Below are 18,696 nucleotides of genomic sequence, written 5' to 3'. Positions count from 1 at the left end.
AGTCATGGTTAGTTTAGAGAAGAACGATCACTTAATGTTGGCGCGCCAGCTGCCATTGAAATCTGTTGCCCTGATACTGGCGGGAGGACGTGGTACCCGCCTGAAGGATTTAACCAATAAGCGAGCAAAACCGGCCGTACACTTCGGCGGTAAGTTCCGCATTATCGACTTTGCGCTGTCTAACTGCATCAACTCCGGTATCCGTCGTATGGGCGTGATCACCCAGTACCAGTCCCACACTCTGGTGCAGCACATTCAGCGCGGCTGGTCATTCTTCAATGAAGAAATGAATGAGTTTGTCGATCTGCTGCCAGCACAGCAGAGAATGAAAGGGGAAAACTGGTATCGCGGCACCGCAGATGCAGTTACCCAAAACCTCGACATTATCCGCCGTTATAAAGCGGAATACGTGGTGATCCTGGCGGGCGACCATATCTACAAGCAAGACTACTCGCGTATGCTTATCGACCACGTCGAAAAAGGCGCACGTTGCACCGTTGCTTGTATGCCAGTACCGATTGAAGAAGCCTCCGCATTTGGCGTTATGGCGGTTGATGAGAACGATAAAATTATCGAATTCGTTGAAAAACCTGCTAACCCACCGTCAATGCCGAACGATCCGAGCAAATCTCTGGCGAGTATGGGTATCTACGTCTTTGACGCCGACTATCTGTATGAACTGCTGGAAGAAGACGATCGCGATGAGAACTCCAGCCACGACTTTGGCAAAGATTTGATTCCCAAGATCACCGAAGCCGGTCTGGCCTATGCGCACCCGTTCCCGCTCTCTTGCGTACAATCCGACCCGGATGCCGAGCCGTACTGGCGCGATGTGGGTACGCTGGAAGCTTACTGGAAAGCGAACCTCGATCTGGCCTCTGTGGTGCCGGAACTGGATATGTACGATCGCAATTGGCCAATTCGCACCTACAATGAATCATTACCGCCAGCGAAATTCGTGCAGGATCGCTCCGGTAGCCACGGGATGACCCTTAACTCACTGGTATCCGGCGGTTGTGTGATCTCCGGTTCGGTGGTGGTGCAGTCCGTTCTGTTCTCGCGCGTTCGCGTGAATTCATTCTGCAACATTGATTCCGCCGTATTGTTACCGGAAGTATGGGTAGGTCGCTCGTGCCGTCTGCGCCGCTGCGTCATCGATCGTGCTTGTGTTATTCCGGAAGGCATGGTGATTGGTGAAAACGCAGAGGAAGATGCACGTCGTTTCTATCGTTCAGAAGAAGGCATCGTGCTGGTAACGCGCGAAATGCTACGGAAGTTAGGGCATAAACAGGAGCGATAATGCAGGTTTTACATGTATGTTCAGAGATGTTCCCGCTGCTTAAAACCGGCGGTCTGGCTGATGTTATTGGGGCATTACCCGCAGCACAAATCGCAGACGGCGTTGACGCTCGCGTACTGTTGCCTGCATTTCCCGATATTCGCCGTGGCGTGACCGATGCGCAGGTAGTATCCCGTCGTGATACCTTCGCCGGACATATCACGCTGTTGTTCGGTCATTACAACGGGGTTGGCATTTACCTGATTGACGCGCCGCATCTCTATGATCGTCCGGGAAGCCCGTATCACGATACCAACTTATTTGCCTATACCGACAACGTATTGCGTTTTGCGCTGCTGGGGTGGGTTGGGGCAGAAATGGCCAGCGGGCTTGACCCATTCTGGCGTCCTGATGTGGTGCATGCGCACGACTGGCATGCAGGTCTTGCGCCTGCGTATCTGGCGGCGCGCGGGCGTCCTGCGAAGTCGGTGTTTACTGTGCACAACCTGGCCTATCAAGGCATGTTTTATGCACATCACATGAATGACATCCAATTGCCATGGTCATTCTTTAATATTCATGGGCTGGAATTCAACGGACAAATCTCTTTTCTGAAGGCCGGTCTGTACTATGCCGATCACATTACGGCAGTCAGTCCAACCTACGCTCGCGAGATCACCGAACCGCAGTTTGCCTACGGTATGGAAGGTCTGTTGCAACAGCGTCACCGTGAAGGGCGTCTTTCCGGCGTACTGAACGGCGTGGACGAGAAAATCTGGAGTCCAGAGACGGACTTACTGTTGGCCTCGCGTTACACCCGCGATACGTTGGAAGATAAAGCGGAAAATAAGCGCCAGTTACAAATCGCAATGGGGCTTAAGGTTGACGATAAAGTGCCGCTTTTTGCAGTGGTGAGCCGTCTGACCAGCCAGAAAGGTCTCGACCTGGTGCTGGAAGCCTTACCGGGCCTTCTGGAGCAGGGCGGGCAGCTGGCGCTACTCGGCGCGGGCGATCCGGTGCTGCAGGAAGGTTTCCTTGCGGCGGCAGCGGAATACCCCGGCCAGGTGGGCGTTCAGATTGGCTATCACGAAGCATTTTCGCATCGCATTATGGGCGGCGCGGACGTCATTCTGGTGCCCAGCCGTTTTGAACCGTGCGGCTTAACGCAACTTTATGGATTGAAGTACGGTACGCTGCCGTTAGTGCGGCGCACCGGTGGGCTTGCTGATACGGTTTCTGACTGTTCTCTTGAGAACCTTGCAGATGGCGTCGCCAGTGGGTTTGTCTTTGAAGATAGTAATGCCTGGTCGCTGTTACGGGCTATTCGACGTGCTTTTGTACTGTGGTCCCGTCCTTCACTGTGGCGGTTTGTGCAACGTCAGGCTATGGCAATGGATTTTAGCTGGCAGGTCGCGGCGAAGTCGTACCGTGAGCTTTACTATCGCTTGAAATAGTTTTCAGGAAACGCCTATATGAATGCTCCGTTTACATATTCATCGCCCACGCTTAGCGTAGAAGCTCTTAAGCACTCTATCGCTTACAAGCTGATGTTTACGATTGGAAAGGACCCGGTCGTCGCCAATAAACATGAATGGCTGAACGCAACGTTATTTGCTGTGCGCGATCGTCTCGTGGAGCGCTGGTTACGTTCAAACCGTGCCCAGTTGTCGCAAGAAACTCGTCAGGTTTACTACCTGTCGATGGAGTTTTTGATTGGCCGTACGCTTTCCAACGCCATGTTGTCGCTAGGAATTTACGAAGATGTACAGGGCGCACTGGAAGCGATGGGGTTAAATCTCGAAGAGCTGATTGATGAAGAAAATGACCCGGGCCTCGGTAACGGTGGCCTGGGACGTCTGGCGGCTTGCTTCCTCGATTCTCTGGCGACGTTAGGGTTGCCGGGGCGCGGTTACGGCATCCGCTATGACTACGGTATGTTCAAGCAGAACATCGTTAACGGTAGCCAGAAAGAGTCACCTGACTACTGGCTGGAATACGGTAACCCGTGGGAATTCAAACGCCACAACACGCGCTATAAAGTCCGTTTTGGCGGTCGCATTCAGCAGGAAGGTAAAAAAACGCGCTGGATTGAAACCGAAGAGATTCTGGGAGTGGCTTACGATCAGATTATCCCGGGTTACGACACTGACGCGACCAACACGCTGCGTTTGTGGAGTGCGCAAGCCAGTAGCGAAATTAACCTCGGTAAATTCAACCAGGGTGACTACTTCGCGGCAGTGGAAGATAAAAACCACTCCGAGAACGTATCTCGCGTACTGTATCCGGACGACTCCACCTACTCCGGGCGTGAGCTGCGCCTGCGTCAGGAATATTTCCTGGTTTCCTCGACCATTCAGGACATTTTAAGCCGCCATTATCAGTTGCATAAAACCTACGATAACCTGGCGGATAAAATCGCGATTCATCTCAACGATACCCATCCGGTGTTGTCGATTCCTGAGTTGATGCGCCTGCTGATTGATGAGCACCAATTTAGTTGGGACGACGCGTTTGGGGTCTGTTGCGAGGTTTTCTCTTACACCAACCACACGCTGATGAGCGAGGCGCTGGAAACCTGGCCGGTTGATATGCTGGGTAAAATTCTGCCGCGTCATCTACAGATCATCTTTGAAATTAACGACTATTTCCTGAAAACCTTGCAGGAACAGTATCCGAACGATACCGATCTGCTGGGACGGGCGTCGATCATTGATGAATCCAACGGTCGTCGTGTGCGTATGGCCTGGCTGGCGGTTGTGGTGAGCCACAAAGTTAACGGTGTATCGGAACTGCACTCTAACCTGATGGTGCAATCGTTGTTTGCCGACTTTGCGAAAATCTTCCCGGGTCGTTTCACCAACGTTACCAACGGTGTGACCCCGCGTCGCTGGCTGGCGGTAGCGAACCCATCGCTTTCAGCTGTGCTGGACGAACACCTGGGCCGTAACTGGCGCACCGACCTTAGCCTGCTTAATGAGCTGCAACAACACTGTGATTTCCCAATGGTTAATCACGCGGTGCATCAGGCGAAGCTGGAGAACAAAAAGCGTCTGGCGGAGTATATCGCCCAGCAGCTGAATGTGGTGGTAAATCCGAAAGCGCTGTTCGATGTGCAAATTAAACGTATTCACGAATACAAACGTCAATTGATGAATGTGTTGCATGTGATTACCCGCTATAACCGCATCAAGGCCGACCCGGATGCGAAATGGGTACCGCGCGTGAATATTTTTGGCGGTAAGGCGGCTTCGGCCTATTACATGGCGAAGCACATTATTCATTTGATCAATGACGTAGCGAAAGTGATCAACAACGATCCGCAGATTGGCGACAAGCTGAAAGTCGTGTTCATCCCGAACTACAGCGTTAGCCTGGCGCAGTTGATCATTCCGGCGGCCGATCTGTCTGAACAGATTTCGCTGGCGGGGACGGAAGCTTCCGGCACCAGTAACATGAAGTTTGCGCTTAACGGCGCGCTGACCATCGGTACGCTGGACGGTGCGAATGTCGAGATGCTGGATCATGTCGGTGCTGACAATATCTTTATTTTTGGTAACACAGCGGAAGAAGTGGAAGAACTGCGTCGTCAGGGCTACAAACCGCGTGAATACTACGAGAAAGATGAGGAGCTGCATCAGGTGCTGACGCAAATCGGCAGCGGTGTATTCAGTCCGGAAGATCCGGGTCGCTATCGCGATCTGGTTGATTCGCTGATCAACTTCGGCGATCACTACCAGGTACTGGCGGATTATCGCAGTTATGTCGATTGTCAGGATAAAGTCGACGAACTCTACGAGCGTCAGGAAGAGTGGACCGCAAAAGCGATGCTAAACATTGCCAATATGGGCTACTTCTCTTCTGACCGTACGATCAAAGAGTACGCTGATCATATCTGGCATATCGATCCGGTGAGATTGTAAGTTTGCAAAGTGATAACTGCCGTGTGTTCCCTCAAAGCTATCGTTAAGGGGCACACGGCATTTTTATATCAGATAAACGATATGTCATGACAATTTACAGACAGTATCGATATATAATTCATATTTATTAATTTTTAATAATGATTCTCATCTGAGTATGTATCATACAATAAGCATTATAAATAACTAATAAATTATTTATTATATTTATATATTGCCCCACTCTTCAGTTATCCTGTCTAAAATAAATCTCTTTGTTTTCAAATGACTGTATTTTTATATAAAGTCAATCATTGCGAGCATGGATTCTTTTAGTTATATTACCAAGCAGCTCATATAATATTTTCCAGCCATTCTATCTCTTATTTTTTTCTGTGGTTAACTACACCAGCTTTATTCATTTAAATAATGTGACTTGTTAAAGCTGAATGTAAAAATAATCGCCAATATTGCTTGGATTTTTTAACAAAAGGAAAGGTATAAATGAAATTCAATCTATCTAATTTATCCGCAGTTTTACTCGCATCAGGTATGCTGATGTCAACTGCGGTAACCGCTGCGCCAGGCGATGCATCACAATTTGGTGGTGCGGATACAGACTGGAGCACCGTTGATTATCCAAAACTCACCGATATGGATAGCAACACCGATGCGATGGGCGGAAACATCCGCTTTACTGGTCGTGTGGTTAAAGCGACGTGTAAGGTTGCTACAGAATCGAAACAGATTGAAGTGGTACTGCCAGTCGTACCTTCTAACGCTTTCACGGGCATTGATACCGAAGCAACGGGTGCCAGTAACCAGACTGACTTCAACATTAAACTGACTGATTGTAGCAATACGGACAGTCAAAATATTGAATTTCGTTTTACTGGCGTAGCAGACGGTGCCAACCAGACGCTTGCCAATGAAGTGGAAGGAGCTGCTGATGCTGATGGTACTGGCGAAGCGGGAGCTACGGGTGTAGGGATTCGTATTTATTCTAAAAACACGACAACTGATGGCCTGATTAAGCTGAACACACAAACTCCCCAGGGGAGTAGTTCTTCAGCAGCCTACGTGATTCCTGGCGATGCAGCCACTCATGATTTTACTGCGGCATTTACCGCGGGCTATGCTCAGAACGGTAGTACCGTTGCACCAGGTCTGGTGAAATCAACGGCAAGTTTCGTCGTGCTGTACGAATAATTACAGCAAGATAATTTCAGGTTACAGTTACTTGTAACCTGAAATTAATATTACATGTTTATTTGTAATAAATAGACATGCATCAGTAATTACAATTAATTTCATCTACAAGGATGCAGTATGAGATGGATTTCAAAAAATAAATGTTTTTCGAATAGAAACATTAATTCTTTGCTGAAGACCCAATATATCATAAGGGCCGGTGCTCTATTTTTACTATCCGCCATATCTATCAATGCTATTGCTGCGGGTGGCTTCGGTCTTGGTTCTACGCGTCTGGTTTATCCATCTGACAGTCAGCAAATTACGCTAAGTGTACAGAATGGTGGGGCTAACACCAGCTATTTAATCCAGTCATGGATTGATGACAATCAAAGCAGTAAAAAAAGTCAGGATTTTGTGGTTACGCCTCCTTTATTTATGTTACCAACGCGAAAAGAAGCCTCATTGAGGATAATGTTTATTGGTAAATCACAGTTACCGACTGATCGCGAAACATTATTCTGGATGAATGTGAAAGCGATTCCGCCAACGGATGAGAAGAATACCCAGAAAAACACGTTACAACTGGCGTTACAAAACAGAATTAAATTATTTTACCGTCCGACTAATTTACCCGTTCAAGCTGGTAAAGCACGGGATATGCTGCGATTTAAATACGAAGGTAAACAGCTGAGAGTCATTAACCCTTCTCCCTATTATCTGACGGTGACTGGAATCAGGGTGCAAGGGGCAAAATTACCTAATGCGTTTGTTCCACCGAAAAGTGACGTAACAGTGTCTTCACCAGTGACGTTAGCCGGTGAAATTACTTATCAAACTATCAATGATTACGGTGCCACAACGGCCAGGCAAAAGGGAACGATGCAATAAACCTGGAAGATTAAAACGTTAAAGCAACTCAGGTCAGGGATATGAACCTAAAGCTCAGAAAACTCGAACACAGGATGGCAAGGCAGAAGCAGATGAGGTGGTGTATGCTGCTTCTACTGACACTTTTGCCTGCGTGTTCAGTGGCGGGTATGCGCTTTAACCCTGCATTCCTGTCGGGTGATACAGAAGCTGTTGCTGATTTATCTCGTTTTGAGAAAGGGATGACATATCTACCTGGTAGTTATGAGGTTGAAATATGGGTCAATGATTCGCCTTTGACATCACGTAAGGTTACTTTCAAAGCTGATGAGCAGAATCAGTTGATCCCCTGTTTTTCGCTCGATGAGTTAGTTACTTTAGGAATTAACAAAAGTGCATTGCCGGAACAGGCGCAAGCAGAGGGAAATAATTGTCTCGATTTACGTATATGGTTCGCAGAAGTTCAATACACTCCTGAACTGGATGCGCAACGACTCAAACTGACCTTTCCGCAGGCAATATTAAAGCATGAAGCCCGTGGTTATATTCCACCTGAGGAATGGGATAATGGTATCCCGGCCATTCTTATTAATTATGATTTTTCTGGCAACAGTGATCGTGGAGACTATGCGTCTGATAGTTATTATTTAAATCTCCGTTCAGGTTTAAATTTAGGGGCGTGGCGTTTTCGCGATTATTCTACATGGAGTCGTTCAGGTAATTCACCGGGTAAAATTGCACATGTGAGTAGTACGTTACAACGAGTAATTATTCCTTTTAAAAGTGAATTAACACTAGGTGATACCTGGTCTTCATCGGATGTTTTCGACAGTGTGAGTATTCGTGGTGCTAAACTTGAATCCGATGAAAACATGCTACCCGATAGCCAAAGTGGTTTTGCCCCCACTGTGCGCGGTATTGCTAAAAGCAATGCTCAGGTAACGATCAAACAAAATGGCTATGTTATTTATCAGACATATACTCCACCGGGACCCTTTGAAATCAACGATCTGAACCCTACGTCTTCCGCTGGGGATTTGGAAGTTACGATCAAAGAGTCTGATAATTCCGAAACTATCTATACCATTCCTTACGCCGCTGTTCCCATTCTTCAACGCGAAGGGCATATTAAATATTCGGCAACTGCCGGTAAATATCGTAGCAATAGCTATAATCAAAACAGTCCGAATGTCTTTCAAGGAGATTTGATTTGGGGGTTACCCTGGGATATTACCGCCTACGGAGGGATGCAATACTCAAATAATTATCGGGCAATAGCACTCGGGCTTGGGTTCAACCTTGGTATGTTTGGTGCGACGTCATTTGATTTAACGCAAGCCAATAGCACGCTTGCCGATGGCAGTAAACATCAAGGGCAATCGTACCGTTTCCTATATTCAAAATCGTTAGTGCAGACAGGTACGGCTTTTCAGATTATTGGTTATCGCTATTCGACGGAGGGATTTTATTCGTTGAGTGATACCACATACAAACAAATGTCGGGTACGGTTATCGATCCAGATACCCTTAATGAAAAAGACTATGTTTATAACTGGAATGATTTTTATAATTTACGTTATAACAAAAGAGGAAAGTTTCAGGCAAATATATCGCAACCATTGGGCGAATATGGCTCTATGTATTTGGCGGCAAGTCAACAAACTTACTGGAATACGAATAATAAAGATACCTTGTATCAGGTCGGCTATAATACGAGTGTACATGGGATTTATTTAAATATTGCTTATAATTATAGTAAGTCACCAGGTTCAGATGCGGACAGAATCTTATCCGTAAATGTCTCATTGCCGATCAGCAATTGGTTATCACTAGCTGTCGATGGGCGTACTGCGACAAATTCTATGACAGCAACTTATGGTTATAGTCAGGATAATAGCGGTCATGTAAATCAGTATGCCGGAGTATCTGGATCGCTGATGGAACAACATAATCTCAACTATAATATTCAACAAAATTTTGCCAACCAGAATAATGGCGAAAATGGCTCGGTAGGGATAAATTACCGTGGTACATATGGTTCACTAAATTCTGGATACAGCTACGATAATAATGGTAACCAGCAATTTAACTATGGTTTAAGTGGTGCCCTGGTTATTCACGAAAATGGTCTCACGTTAAGCCAGCCGTTAGGAGAAACAAATATACTGATAAAAGCACCTGGGGCAAACAATGTAAATGTGGAACGCGGAACGGGGGTTAAAACAGACTGGCGTGGCTATGCTGTCGTACCTTATGCCACGGAATATCGGCGTAATAATATCTCTTTAGACCCTATGTCTATGAGTATGCATACAGAATTAGATGCTACTACTATGGAAGTGATACCCAGCAAAGGTGCTTTAGTTCGTGCTGAGTTTAATGCACATGTCGGTATTCGAGGTTTATTTAATGTTCACTATCGTAATAAACCAGTTCCATTTGGTGCGACGGTCAGTGTACCCACTGAGGGGACAACTCAGATTACAGGAATAGTGGGTGACAGTGGACAGGTTTATCTCTCCGGTTTGCCTTTACAAGGCATAATAAATATACAGTGGGGAGAAAGTTCTTATCAGCAATGTCGGGCAAACTATCAATTACCGGAAAGTGAGTTGGATAATGCCATTAGCTATGCAAATCTGGAGTGCCGCTAATGAATATATTACAAAAATTTATTCTATTAATGTTTAGATCATTGTTCATGATGGTGATTTCATATAACGCACTGGCTAACGATACTGTAGTGGTCACATTTACAGGACAATTATTAGCGAAAACGTGTGATATTACAACTGGAAGTAAAGACCAGCCAGTAAACATGGGAACTTATGACGTCAATGATTTTTTGAATGTAGGGGATGTTTCTGGCAGCCATACATTTACGATCAATCTGGAAGGATGTCCTACAACAACCAGTACTGTTTATAGTTCAGGAGTAAGTGCTAATGTGCAGTTTACCGGGGATGCTGATGCTATAAATACCACTTTATTACGCCTTACTTCCAGCGCGGATAGTGCAACTGGAGTGGGCATCGAAATTTTAGACAGTAATGATAAAATTATAGCAATTAATAGTGAATCAGGATTCAAAGAGTTAATTTTAAATAATAATGGCGATGCCAGTTTAACCTTTAAACTCCGCTATAAGTCAACTCAGCAAAACGTACATGCGGGACAGGCGAACGCACTATTGTACTTTGATATAGACTATCAGTGAGGTTAATATGACACGATATTGGAATTTAATTGCCCTATTATTCTCTGTGATATCTATGTCATCCATTGCTGATGATACAACACATACAGGTGTTGTACGTATAGAAGGAATCATAACGGCAAAGACTTGTATTGTTGCCGATGAATCTAAAAATTTCACAGTTAACATGCCTGATGTTCCCAGCTATATGGTGAGAAATTCAGGGAGTGTTACTGAAAAAATTGGTTTCTCTGTAAAGTTAACCCGTTGTGGCAGTGATGTCAGTCATGCCAATGTCACGTTTGATGGAATACCAGTTAGTGAAGACGCAGCCCTATATAAACTGGAAGAGGGCTCAGTCGATGGGTTAGCACTGGCTATTTTTGATAACAACAGACAAAGTATTAGTAATGGTATAAAGAGTACAAGTTATGCCCTTACACCATTGGTAGATAATACATTGCATTTCTTTGCTGCTTATAAAGCTATAAAAAATGATGTACAACCAGGAGATGCGAATGCATCAGTTTCCTTTATCGTCACTTATGATTAACGTGCTGATATGCATTTTAATATGTTGCACAAATGCGCAGGCAGGAGTTGTTGTTGGCGGTACTCGTTTTGTTTACCCAGAAAAGCAGTCATCAATTTCGGTCGAGCTTAAAAATACTGCCAGTAAAGATATGCTGGTTAAAATTTCCGTGACACCTGATGATGGACGTCAGTTAAAAGGGACACTGGAATCCCAGCCTTTACTTCCAGATAAGGCGTTTATTGCCACACCACCATTATTGGTACTTAAACAAGATAAAAATACCAAAATAAGAATCAATCGCGTGGGGGGGCAGTTACCTATAGATCGTGAGAGTTTATTTATACTGAATATTGCAGTGTTACCTGCTCAGGAACAAAACTCACAGCTTAAGAATGAAAATCAACTCCAGGTGGCTGTACGTAATAGGATGAAAATATTTTACCGCCCAGAGACGTTATCAGGTAATCCACTTGACGCTTATCAACAGTTACGCTGGTCGCGAAACAATGAAGCTGTCACCGTTTTTAACCCTACGCCCTGGTATGTGACACTCTATAATTTATCTATTGATGGTAAAAGCATAAATGGTGGCATGGTTGCACCATTTAGTCATCGCCAACAGGATTGGTGTCAGCGGCAAGGATATTGTGAGATTAACTGGCAAACACTAGATCTTTACAATAATGCCTTACCCGTATGGAGCGTAAAATTAAATGTTTTACAAAATAATGCTATTATGGGTGCAGTAGCGATACATGGATAACTGGAGAAGCATGATGCTTACTTATTTTTGGGGAAATATAAAAGCGATTTGTATATTGTTTGTTCTTTTAGTCAGTAGCTGCTATAACATAGTATATGCTGAAGATATGGGACGGGATCGCGCCTTTTGTTATCCTGGTGCACCAGGTAATAATACTACTCCTGCGACATTTTCTTATAATTTTGGTACGGTAATTGTCTCAGATGTTAATAATAATTCGCCTGGGACAGTATTACCCTCGCAGGACTGGAAAATAGGGCATTATAAGGCTTATTGTAATTCTCTGGATGATTATGAGGTTTATTTTTCTGGTGTTTCTGGGATTGATCCGTCAGGAGCGTCTGGTGATCATCAGGGGAGCGATATATTTATTCCTTTGACTCATGAAATATCTGTCTCGACACATGTAAAGCTCTATAATAAAAATGGCACAATGACAGATAAGGCAGTACCTTTTGACAACTATAGCACCAATTATCCAGCAGACAGAAGTAAACCATCAAGTTGGGCCTCAGGAACAGAAGGTTATATAAAAATCAGACTTGATAAAAAAATAATATCCGATATATCAATAAATAACGTATTGCTGGTTTCTTTGTATGTCAGCCAGTTTCCAACAGAGCACGGACCAATTCCAGTATTTAATGCTTATATTGGCAACTTAAATATTGAAGTTCCACAAGGTTGCACAATTAATGAGGGAACTAGTTTTACCGTTAATATGCCGGATGTCTGGGCCAGCGAATTAAGTCGGGCTGGTGCTGGAGTGAAGCCCACGGGCGTTTCTCCAGTGGCAACCACTATTCCGATAAACTGTACGAACAAAGATATTGATGCCGTAATGACGCTGGTTTTTGATGGCAATATTTCATCAACGAGAGATGTTAATGGTCGGCAAAGCATTATTCAGGCGGAGGATAACCCCGACGTTGGCATTATGATTATGGATAGCCAACAGGAATCCGTAGACTTGAACGCTCTTGCTGCGCATGTTGGTGTGCCATTTAAGTTAGTTGAAAACCGGGCTGAGTCAGCTCAGACGGCAGATGTGACTTTTCTGTCTCTCCCTGTAAGTACCACAGGGCGACGCCCTGCTGCGGGTCGTTATAATGCCCTGGCTGTTTTGCGGGTGGAATACCAGTGATGTGTGAGTCAGTGCAGAATCGGATTAGCCCGTTTTTAGCCATCGGTAGGGTAAAGTTTGATGGAAAATATGGGTTATGTGCCGATGTATCCCACAATGAAATAACCCTCGAGGGAAAGGAATTAGCGCGATGAACAAATTCACGGTGTTTTGCTGCTAGGTGTGGTATTTCTCGGCTTTATTATTGTACCGTTCTTGATATGGCCGACGGTGGTTGCGCTGGCTGCTTGTATTATTACGCTGAGTTTTCTGGGGAGATACTGTTCTCTATCCCGCTCATGATCAGGCGTATTTCACTTCTGGAATTACAACTTTGGTTATCGGTTGTATATGCGCTTTGTCCATGCCGGATGCGACGTGAACGTCTTATTGGTCTACAAAATCATGCAAATTCAATATATTGCATAAACCACGTAGGCCTGATAAGCGTAGCGCATCAGGCAGTTTTTTTGTTTATCATCAGTCTCAGGTCAGATTGAAATCTGACCTGGCCACCTTACGTTAATTTACGACGCCAGCGACAACTTCTGCTGCGTATACTCCACCAGCCACTGACTCACACGAGATTGTTGATCCGCATTCAGCCACATGCCTTGTTTTGTGCGACGCCACAGGGCATCGTCGGCGCGGCGGACCCATTCGTGGTCGACCAGATATTTCAGTTCCGCTTCGTAGAACTCATGACCGAAATCTTCCCCGAGGTCGCTTATCGCTCCCGCATTGCCGAGCAGCAGTTCGCTGTTGCTGCCGTAAGTGCGCGCGTAGTGACGTGCCAGCGATTCAGTCAGGAACGGGTAACGGCGGCGCAGGCGAGCGGCGTAATCGTCGCGGTCGCCTTCAATGGCACCTCCCGGCAGCACGCTCTCTTTCGTCCACGCCGGGCCAATACCCTGATAATACGGCGTCAGTTTTTCCAGAGCGTGCTCAGCCAGTTTGCGGTAGGTGGTCAGCTTACCGCCGAATACCGACAGCAGCGGTGCTTTGCCGTTTTCATCATGGATATCAAGAGTGTAATCACGGGTAATAGCCTGCGGCGAGTCGGACTCATCATCACACAGCGGACGCACACCGGAATAGGTCCAGACGATATCGTCACGGCTAAGCTGTTTTTTAAAGTGCACGTTATACACTTTCAGCAGGTAATTGATTTCACTCTCTTCAATCTTCACCGCTTTCGGATCGCCTTTGTATTCCACATCGGTGGTGCCGATGATGGAAAACTCGTCCATCCACGGGATCACGAACACAATACGTTTATCTTCGTTTTGCAGAATGTAGGCTTGCTTCTGGGTATGCACGCGTGGCACCACAATATGGCTGCCTTTGATCAGGCGAATGCCATAAGGCGAAGGCAGATGCATCCCGTCGTCGAAGAACTGCTTTACCCACGGGCCGGTGGCGTTAACCAGGCCGCGCGCTTGCCAGCTATATTTTTTGCCGGTATCGATATCTTCCGCTTCCACAATCCACAGGCCGTTTTCGCGGCGAGCAGAAGTAGCACGAGTACGAGTAAGCACTTCTCCGCCTTTACGCACCACCATCTGGGCGTTGGCGAGTACCAGACGGGCGTCGTCTACCCAACAGTCGGAATATTCGAATCCGCGCTTAATTTCCGGTTTTAACACTGAATTTGCGCCAAAACGCAAACCGGTTGATCCCGGCAGGCTGGTGCGTTTACCCAGATGATCGTACATAAACAGACCAATGCGAATCATCCACGCCGGGCGCAGATGCGGACGATGCGGCAGGCGAAAACGCATCGGGAAGGCGATATGCGGGGCCATTTTCAGCAGCACTTCACGTTCAGCCAGCGCCTCGCTGACCAGGCGGAATTCATAGTGCTCAAGGTAGCGTAGGCCACCGTGAATGAGTTTTGAACTGGCGGAGGAGGTCGCGCAAGCGAGATCCTGCGCCTCCAGCATCAGCACGGATAAACCGCGTCCAGCGGCGTCTGCCGCGATACCAGCACCATTGATGCCGCCACCTATCACAATCAGATCTTTGGTTTCCATGCTGCCCTCATTCACTTTCGTTAAAGCTCATAAATGTTCGTTATCGAACATATTAGCAAAGAATCGCGCTTTAGGTAACATTGAAAAAACATTTTAGAGTGATATGTATAACATTATGGCGTTTATCTGCCGCTTCGACGTAAACTGTGCGGTAAATTTGCCCACTTGTTTGTAAAGAAAGAGAGACGCATGGATCAGTTCGAATGTATTAACGTTGCCGACGCGCACCAGAAGTTGCAGGAAAAAGAGGCGGTGCTGGTCGATATTCGCGATCCACAGAGTTTCGCAATGGGGCATGCGGTGCAGGCTTTCCATTTAACCAACGACACACTGGGCGCGTTTATGCGTGATAACGACTTTGACACACCGGTGATGGTGATGTGTTACCACGGCAATAGCAGCAAAGGTGCGGCGCAGTATCTGCTGCAACAGGGCTACGATGTGGTCTATAGCATTGACGGCGGCTTTGAAGCCTGGCAGCGTCAGTTTCCCGCAGAGGTGGCGTACGGCGCGTAACGCTTTATACTGTCCCCTTTTGTGTGGAATAAGCGACAGCAACGATGTTGATGATTACCTCTTTTGCTAACCCCCGCGTGGCGCAGGCGTTTGTTGATTACATGGCGACGCAGGGTGTTATCCTCACGATTCAACAACATAACCAAAGCGATGTCTGGCTGGCGGATGAGTCCCAGGCCGAGCGCGTGCGGGCGGAGCTGGCGCGTTTTCTCGAAAACCCGGCAGATCCGCGTTATCTGGCGGCCAGCTGGCAGGCGGGCCATACCGGCAGTGGCCTGCATTATCGCCGTTATCCTTTCTTTGCTGCCTTGCGTGAACGCGCAGGCCCGGTAACCTGGGTGATGATGATCGCCTGCGTGGTGGTGTTTATTGCCATGCAAATTCTCGGCGATCAGGAAGTGATGTTATGGCTGGCCTGGCCATTCGATCCGACACTGAAATTTGAGTTCTGGCGTTACTTCACCCACGCGTTAATGCACTTCTCGCTGATGCATATCCTCTTTAACCTGCTCTGGTGGTGGTATCTCGGCGGTGCGGTGGAAAAACGCCTCGGTAGCGGTAAGCTAATTGTCATTACTCTCATTAGCGCCCTGTTAAGCGGCTATGTGCAGCAAAAATTCAGCGGGCCGTGGTTTGGCGGGCTTTCTGGCGTGGTGTATGCGCTGATGGGCTACGTCTGGCTACGTGGCGAACGCGATCCGCAAAGTGGCATTTACCTGCAACGTGGGTTAATTATCTTTGCGCTGATCTGGATTGTCGCCGGATGGTTTGATTTGTTTGGGATGTCGATGGCGAACGGAGCACACATCGCCGGGTTAGCCGTGGGTTTAGCGATGGCTTTTGTTGATTCGCTCAATGCGCGAAAACGAAAATAATTCCAGGGATTTATAAATGAAACAAACACAACGTCACAACGGTATTATCGAACTGGTTAAACAGCAGGGTTATGTCAGTACCGAGGAACTGGTGGAGCACTTCTCCGTCAGCCCGCAGACTATTCGTCGCGACCTCAATGAGCTGGCGGAGCAAAACCTGATCCTGCGCCATCATGGCGGCGCGGCGCTACCTTCCAGTTCGGTTAACACGCCGTGGCACGATCGCAAAGCCACCCAGACCGAAGAAAAAGAGCGTATTGCCCGCAAAGTGGCGGAGCAAATCCCCAACGGCTCGACGCTGTTTATCGATATCGGCACCACCCCGGAAGCGGTGGCGCACGCGCTGCTTAATCACAGCAATTTGCGCATTGTCACCAACAATCTCAACGTCGCTAACACGTTGATGGTAAAAGAAGATTTTCGCATTATTCTCGCCGGTGGCGAATTACGTAGCCGCGATGGTGGGATCATAGGCGAAGCGACGCTCGATTTTATCTCCCAGTTCCGCCTTGATTTCGGCATTCTGGGGATTAGTGGCATCGATAGCGACGGCTCGCTGCTGGAGTTCGATTACCACGAAGTTCGCACCAAACGCGCCATTATTGAGAACTCGCGCCACGTTATGCTGGTTGTCGATCACTCGAAATTTGGCCGTAACGCGATGGTCAATATGGGCAGTATCAGCATGGTAGATGCCGTCTACACCGACGCCCCGCCGCCAGTAAGCGTGATGCAGGTGCTGACGGACCATCATATTCAACTGGAGCTGTGCTGATCCTGCACGGCTTCCCACGTCAGACCAAAACGCGCCAGGTATTTGCGTAGCCGATCCGCGTCATTGACGCTGGCTTTGCCCTGGCGCGAAACGTCAAAAAGCTGGCGTCCGGCAGCAGAAAGTGACTTTGCCTGGCGGCAGATGGCTATTACGTGTTCCAGTTGCAGTCGATCAAAGAGGTCGATGTTTTCTGCCTCAGCGCCCAGCAACGCCGGAAGCGCGGAGGGGCGACTCTCCTGCCAGTTATAGCGCAGACGGTTTATCTCATCTTCTACGGTTTCCAGAGTAATGCGCCCGCTATCGGCAAAGGTTGCCATCCGCGTGACGCTGGCAGAAAGTTCTCGAAAGTTACCGCGCCATGTTGCCTGGGGAGATGTCGCAAAAGCCAGCCAGGCGCGCCGTGCTTCGGTGTTAAAACGCACGCTGTCGCCAGTAAGCGCGGCGTGGCGCTCCACTTCATAATCCAGGTTCGGTTCGATATCTTCCTGGCGCTGGCGCAGCCCCGGCAGGGTGAAGGTCCAGAGATTAATGCGTGCGTACAGGTCTTCGCGAAATTTGCCTTCGGCAACCAGCTGGCGCAAATCGCGCACCGTTCCGGCGATCAGCTGAAAATCACTGCTCACCTGGCGATCGCTGCCAAATGGGTAAAAGGTTTTCTCTTCAATGGCTTTCAGCAACATCGCCTGTTCGTCTGCGCCCAGTTCGCCAATCTCATCAAGAAATAACATCCCGCCGTTGGCGCTGCGTAATAATCCTTCCCGCGACTCCCGCGCCCCGGTAAACGCGCCTTTCACATGACCAAACAGCGTCGACATGGCGGTATCGCCACGCAGGGTGGCGCAGTTCACTTCCACAAACGCGCCGCTAAACTGATGCCGCGCCTGTTTCAATTCAAAGATGCGTCGCGCCAGAAATGACTTACCCGCCCCGGTCGGGCCGTTGAGCAGGATCGGTGCGCGGGATTTAATCGCCACTTTTTCGATCTGCTCAATCATGCGGTTGAAGTGGGGGTTACGCGTGGCAATGCCGGATTTGAGGAAATCGAGGGTTTGCTGGCGTTCCTCGGCAAAGCGGCTGGCGATGGCGTTATAACGGCTTAAATCGAGATCGATAATCGTCACTTCACCTGCGCCGCGCGGTTGTTCTTTTTTGCGCGGTGGTGAAGATTGTATCAACCGGGCGGGTAGATAACGCGCTTCTGCCAGCAGAAACCAGCAAATCTGCGCGACGTGGGTACCGGTGGTGATGTGAATTAAATAGTCTTCTTTTTCTGGCTGGAACGCGTAACCACGGGCGAAATCATGCAGGCAGGCGTAGACCTCTTCGAAATCCCACGGGTTATGCAGTTCTATCTCAACGCCCACCACTTCTGTTTCTGGCGAAACGCTGGCGATATCGCGTTTAAGCGTTTCAAATAGCGAGCGCGAGCGGGCGTCATGCAATAATTCCAGTCGATCGATGACCAACGATTCTTGCTGGCATAAACAAAGCGTCGGACGCCATTTCGACCAGCGCTGACTGCCGCGCCCGGCATAATCCAGCACCGTTCCGACAAAACCAAAAGCCACTGTTTTACGCATCTCTAGATATCCTTATAAAAGACGATATTTCATTATCGGTAAATTGGCTTTGCGGGAAATC

The 18,696-nt window shown here is 47.7% G+C and carries 15 protein-coding genes and 1 pseudogene; 14 read left to right on the top strand and 2 right to left on the bottom strand.

The window, feature by feature from the left end:
• Positions 1-4: 4 nt before the first annotated feature.
• The 11 genes and pseudogenes from glgC to G434_RS30760 form a co-directional block, all read left to right on the top strand.
• Entirely contained in the window at positions 5-1,300 is a 1,296-nt protein-coding gene (glgC, locus tag G434_RS11315) for a glucose-1-phosphate adenylyltransferase (protein ID WP_000253975.1), read from the top strand.
• A complete protein-coding gene (gene glgA / locus G434_RS11320; RefSeq protein WP_001197646.1) occupies positions 1,300-2,733 on the top strand; it encodes a glycogen synthase GlgA in 1,434 nt (477 codons plus the stop codon). The genes glgC and glgA overlap by 1 nt, the downstream gene beginning before the upstream one ends.
• Positions 2,734-2,751: 18 nt before the next feature.
• On the top strand, positions 2,752-5,199 hold the full coding sequence (gene glgP / locus G434_RS11325) for a glycogen phosphorylase (protein WP_000993442.1): 2,448 nt from the start codon (positions 2,752-2,754) through the stop codon (positions 5,197-5,199).
• 483 nt (positions 5,200-5,682) lie between these two features.
• Positions 5,683-6,387: a fimbrial protein gene (locus G434_RS11330; RefSeq protein WP_000671312.1), complete on the top strand. Its 705-nt coding sequence runs from the start codon at positions 5,683-5,685 to the stop codon at positions 6,385-6,387.
• 120 nt (positions 6,388-6,507) lie between these two features.
• Positions 6,508-7,260: a fimbria/pilus periplasmic chaperone gene (locus G434_RS11335; RefSeq protein WP_001267299.1), complete on the top strand. Its 753-nt coding sequence runs from the start codon at positions 6,508-6,510 to the stop codon at positions 7,258-7,260.
• Positions 7,261-7,301: 41 nt separating this feature from the next.
• The gene (locus G434_RS11340; RefSeq protein ID WP_001049816.1) at positions 7,302-9,893 is read left to right on the top strand and encodes a fimbrial biogenesis usher protein; all 2,592 of its coding nucleotides are present in this window, start codon (positions 7,302-7,304) and stop codon (positions 9,891-9,893) included.
• The gene (locus G434_RS11345) at positions 9,893-10,456 is read left to right on the top strand and encodes a fimbrial protein (protein WP_001023962.1); all 564 of its coding nucleotides are present in this window, start codon (positions 9,893-9,895) and stop codon (positions 10,454-10,456) included. Before G434_RS11340 ends, G434_RS11345 begins: the two co-directional genes overlap by 1 nt.
• 7 nt (positions 10,457-10,463) lie before the next feature.
• Positions 10,464-10,988 (top strand): fimbrial protein, encoded by a 525-nt coding sequence (locus G434_RS11350; protein WP_000199430.1) that lies wholly within the window; start codon positions 10,464-10,466, stop codon positions 10,986-10,988.
• The gene (locus G434_RS11355; RefSeq protein WP_001309806.1) at positions 10,954-11,733 is read left to right on the top strand and encodes a fimbrial biogenesis chaperone; all 780 of its coding nucleotides are present in this window, start codon (positions 10,954-10,956) and stop codon (positions 11,731-11,733) included. Before G434_RS11350 ends, G434_RS11355 begins: the two co-directional genes overlap by 35 nt.
• A gap of 13 nt (positions 11,734-11,746) precedes the next feature.
• Positions 11,747-12,877, top strand: coding sequence for a fimbrial protein (locus G434_RS11360; protein WP_000959044.1), 1,131 nt, complete (start codon positions 11,747-11,749; stop codon positions 12,875-12,877).
• Positions 12,878-13,015: 138 nt separating this feature from the next.
• Positions 13,016-13,230, top strand: a pseudogene (locus tag G434_RS30760) (hypothetical protein); the annotation flags it as partial.
• Positions 13,231-13,383: 153 nt separating this feature from the next.
• On the opposite strand, the gene glpD reads toward G434_RS30760, so the two are convergent.
• On the bottom strand, positions 13,384-14,889 hold the full coding sequence (glpD, locus tag G434_RS11365; RefSeq protein WP_000448129.1) for a glycerol-3-phosphate dehydrogenase: 1,506 nt from the start codon (positions 14,887-14,889) through the stop codon (positions 13,384-13,386).
• Between the two features lie 189 nt (positions 14,890-15,078).
• On the opposite strand from glpD, the gene glpE reads away from it, so the two are divergent.
• From glpE to G434_RS11380, 3 genes are read left to right on the top strand one after another with little or no spacing between them, the layout of a single operon-like run.
• Positions 15,079-15,405, top strand: coding sequence for a thiosulfate sulfurtransferase GlpE (gene glpE, locus G434_RS11370; RefSeq protein ID WP_000371928.1), 327 nt, complete (start codon positions 15,079-15,081; stop codon positions 15,403-15,405).
• A 44-nt stretch (positions 15,406-15,449) separates the two neighbouring features.
• The gene (glpG, locus tag G434_RS11375) at positions 15,450-16,280 is read left to right on the top strand and encodes a rhomboid family intramembrane serine protease GlpG (protein WP_000928723.1); all 831 of its coding nucleotides are present in this window, start codon (positions 15,450-15,452) and stop codon (positions 16,278-16,280) included.
• Positions 16,281-16,296: 16 nt separating this feature from the next.
• Positions 16,297-17,055 carry a DeoR/GlpR family transcriptional regulator gene (locus tag G434_RS11380; protein WP_000815099.1) on the top strand — a complete coding sequence of 253 codons (759 nt, stop codon included), beginning with the start codon at positions 16,297-16,299 and terminating at the stop codon, positions 17,053-17,055.
• Here G434_RS11380 and rtcR read toward each other — a convergent pair.
• Entirely contained in the window at positions 17,037-18,635 is a 1,599-nt protein-coding gene (gene rtcR / locus G434_RS11385) for a DNA-binding transcriptional regulator RtcR (RefSeq protein ID WP_001232919.1), read from the bottom strand. The genes G434_RS11380 and rtcR overlap by 19 nt on opposite strands.
• Between the last annotated feature and the right edge of the window lie 61 nt (positions 18,636-18,696).

This window comes from Escherichia sp. KTE172 (genome assembly GCF_000408845.1).
In the GTDB taxonomy this organism is placed as follows: Bacteria; Pseudomonadota; Gammaproteobacteria; order Enterobacterales; family Enterobacteriaceae; genus Escherichia; species Escherichia coli.
The sequence above is the reverse complement of the archived record's forward strand: the minus strand, read 5'-3'. Positions and strand labels throughout refer to the sequence as shown.

Bases quoted from the DNA above. Each gene is read 5' to 3' on its own strand.
- G434_RS11380 (WP_000815099.1), top strand. From the start codon at position 16,297: ATGAAACAAACACAACGTCACAACGGTATTATCGAACTGGTTAAACAG.
- glpE (WP_000371928.1), top strand. From the start codon at position 15,079: ATGGATCAGTTCGAATGTATTAACGTTGCCGACGCGCACCAGAAGTTG.
- G434_RS11330 (WP_000671312.1), top strand. From the start codon at position 5,683: ATGAAATTCAATCTATCTAATTTATCCGCAGTTTTACTCGCATCAGGT.
- glgA (WP_001197646.1), top strand. From the start codon at position 1,300: ATGCAGGTTTTACATGTATGTTCAGAGATGTTCCCGCTGCTTAAAACC.
- G434_RS11335 (WP_001267299.1), top strand. From the start codon at position 6,508: ATGAGATGGATTTCAAAAAATAAATGTTTTTCGAATAGAAACATTAAT.
- G434_RS11350 (WP_000199430.1), top strand. From the start codon at position 10,464: ATGACACGATATTGGAATTTAATTGCCCTATTATTCTCTGTGATATCT.
- glpD (WP_000448129.1), bottom strand. From the start codon at position 14,889: ATGGAAACCAAAGATCTGATTGTGATAGGTGGCGGCATCAATGGTGCT.
- glgP (WP_000993442.1), top strand. From the start codon at position 2,752: ATGAATGCTCCGTTTACATATTCATCGCCCACGCTTAGCGTAGAAGCT.
- G434_RS11340 (WP_001049816.1), top strand. From the start codon at position 7,302: ATGAACCTAAAGCTCAGAAAACTCGAACACAGGATGGCAAGGCAGAAG.
- rtcR (WP_001232919.1), bottom strand. From the start codon at position 18,635: ATGCGTAAAACAGTGGCTTTTGGTTTTGTCGGAACGGTGCTGGATTAT.
- G434_RS11355 (WP_001309806.1), top strand. From the start codon at position 10,954: ATGCATCAGTTTCCTTTATCGTCACTTATGATTAACGTGCTGATATGC.
- G434_RS11345 (WP_001023962.1), top strand. From the start codon at position 9,893: ATGAATATATTACAAAAATTTATTCTATTAATGTTTAGATCATTGTTC.
- glgC (WP_000253975.1), top strand. From the start codon at position 5: ATGGTTAGTTTAGAGAAGAACGATCACTTAATGTTGGCGCGCCAGCTG.
- glpG (WP_000928723.1), top strand. From the start codon at position 15,450: ATGTTGATGATTACCTCTTTTGCTAACCCCCGCGTGGCGCAGGCGTTT.
- G434_RS11360 (WP_000959044.1), top strand. From the start codon at position 11,747: ATGCTTACTTATTTTTGGGGAAATATAAAAGCGATTTGTATATTGTTT.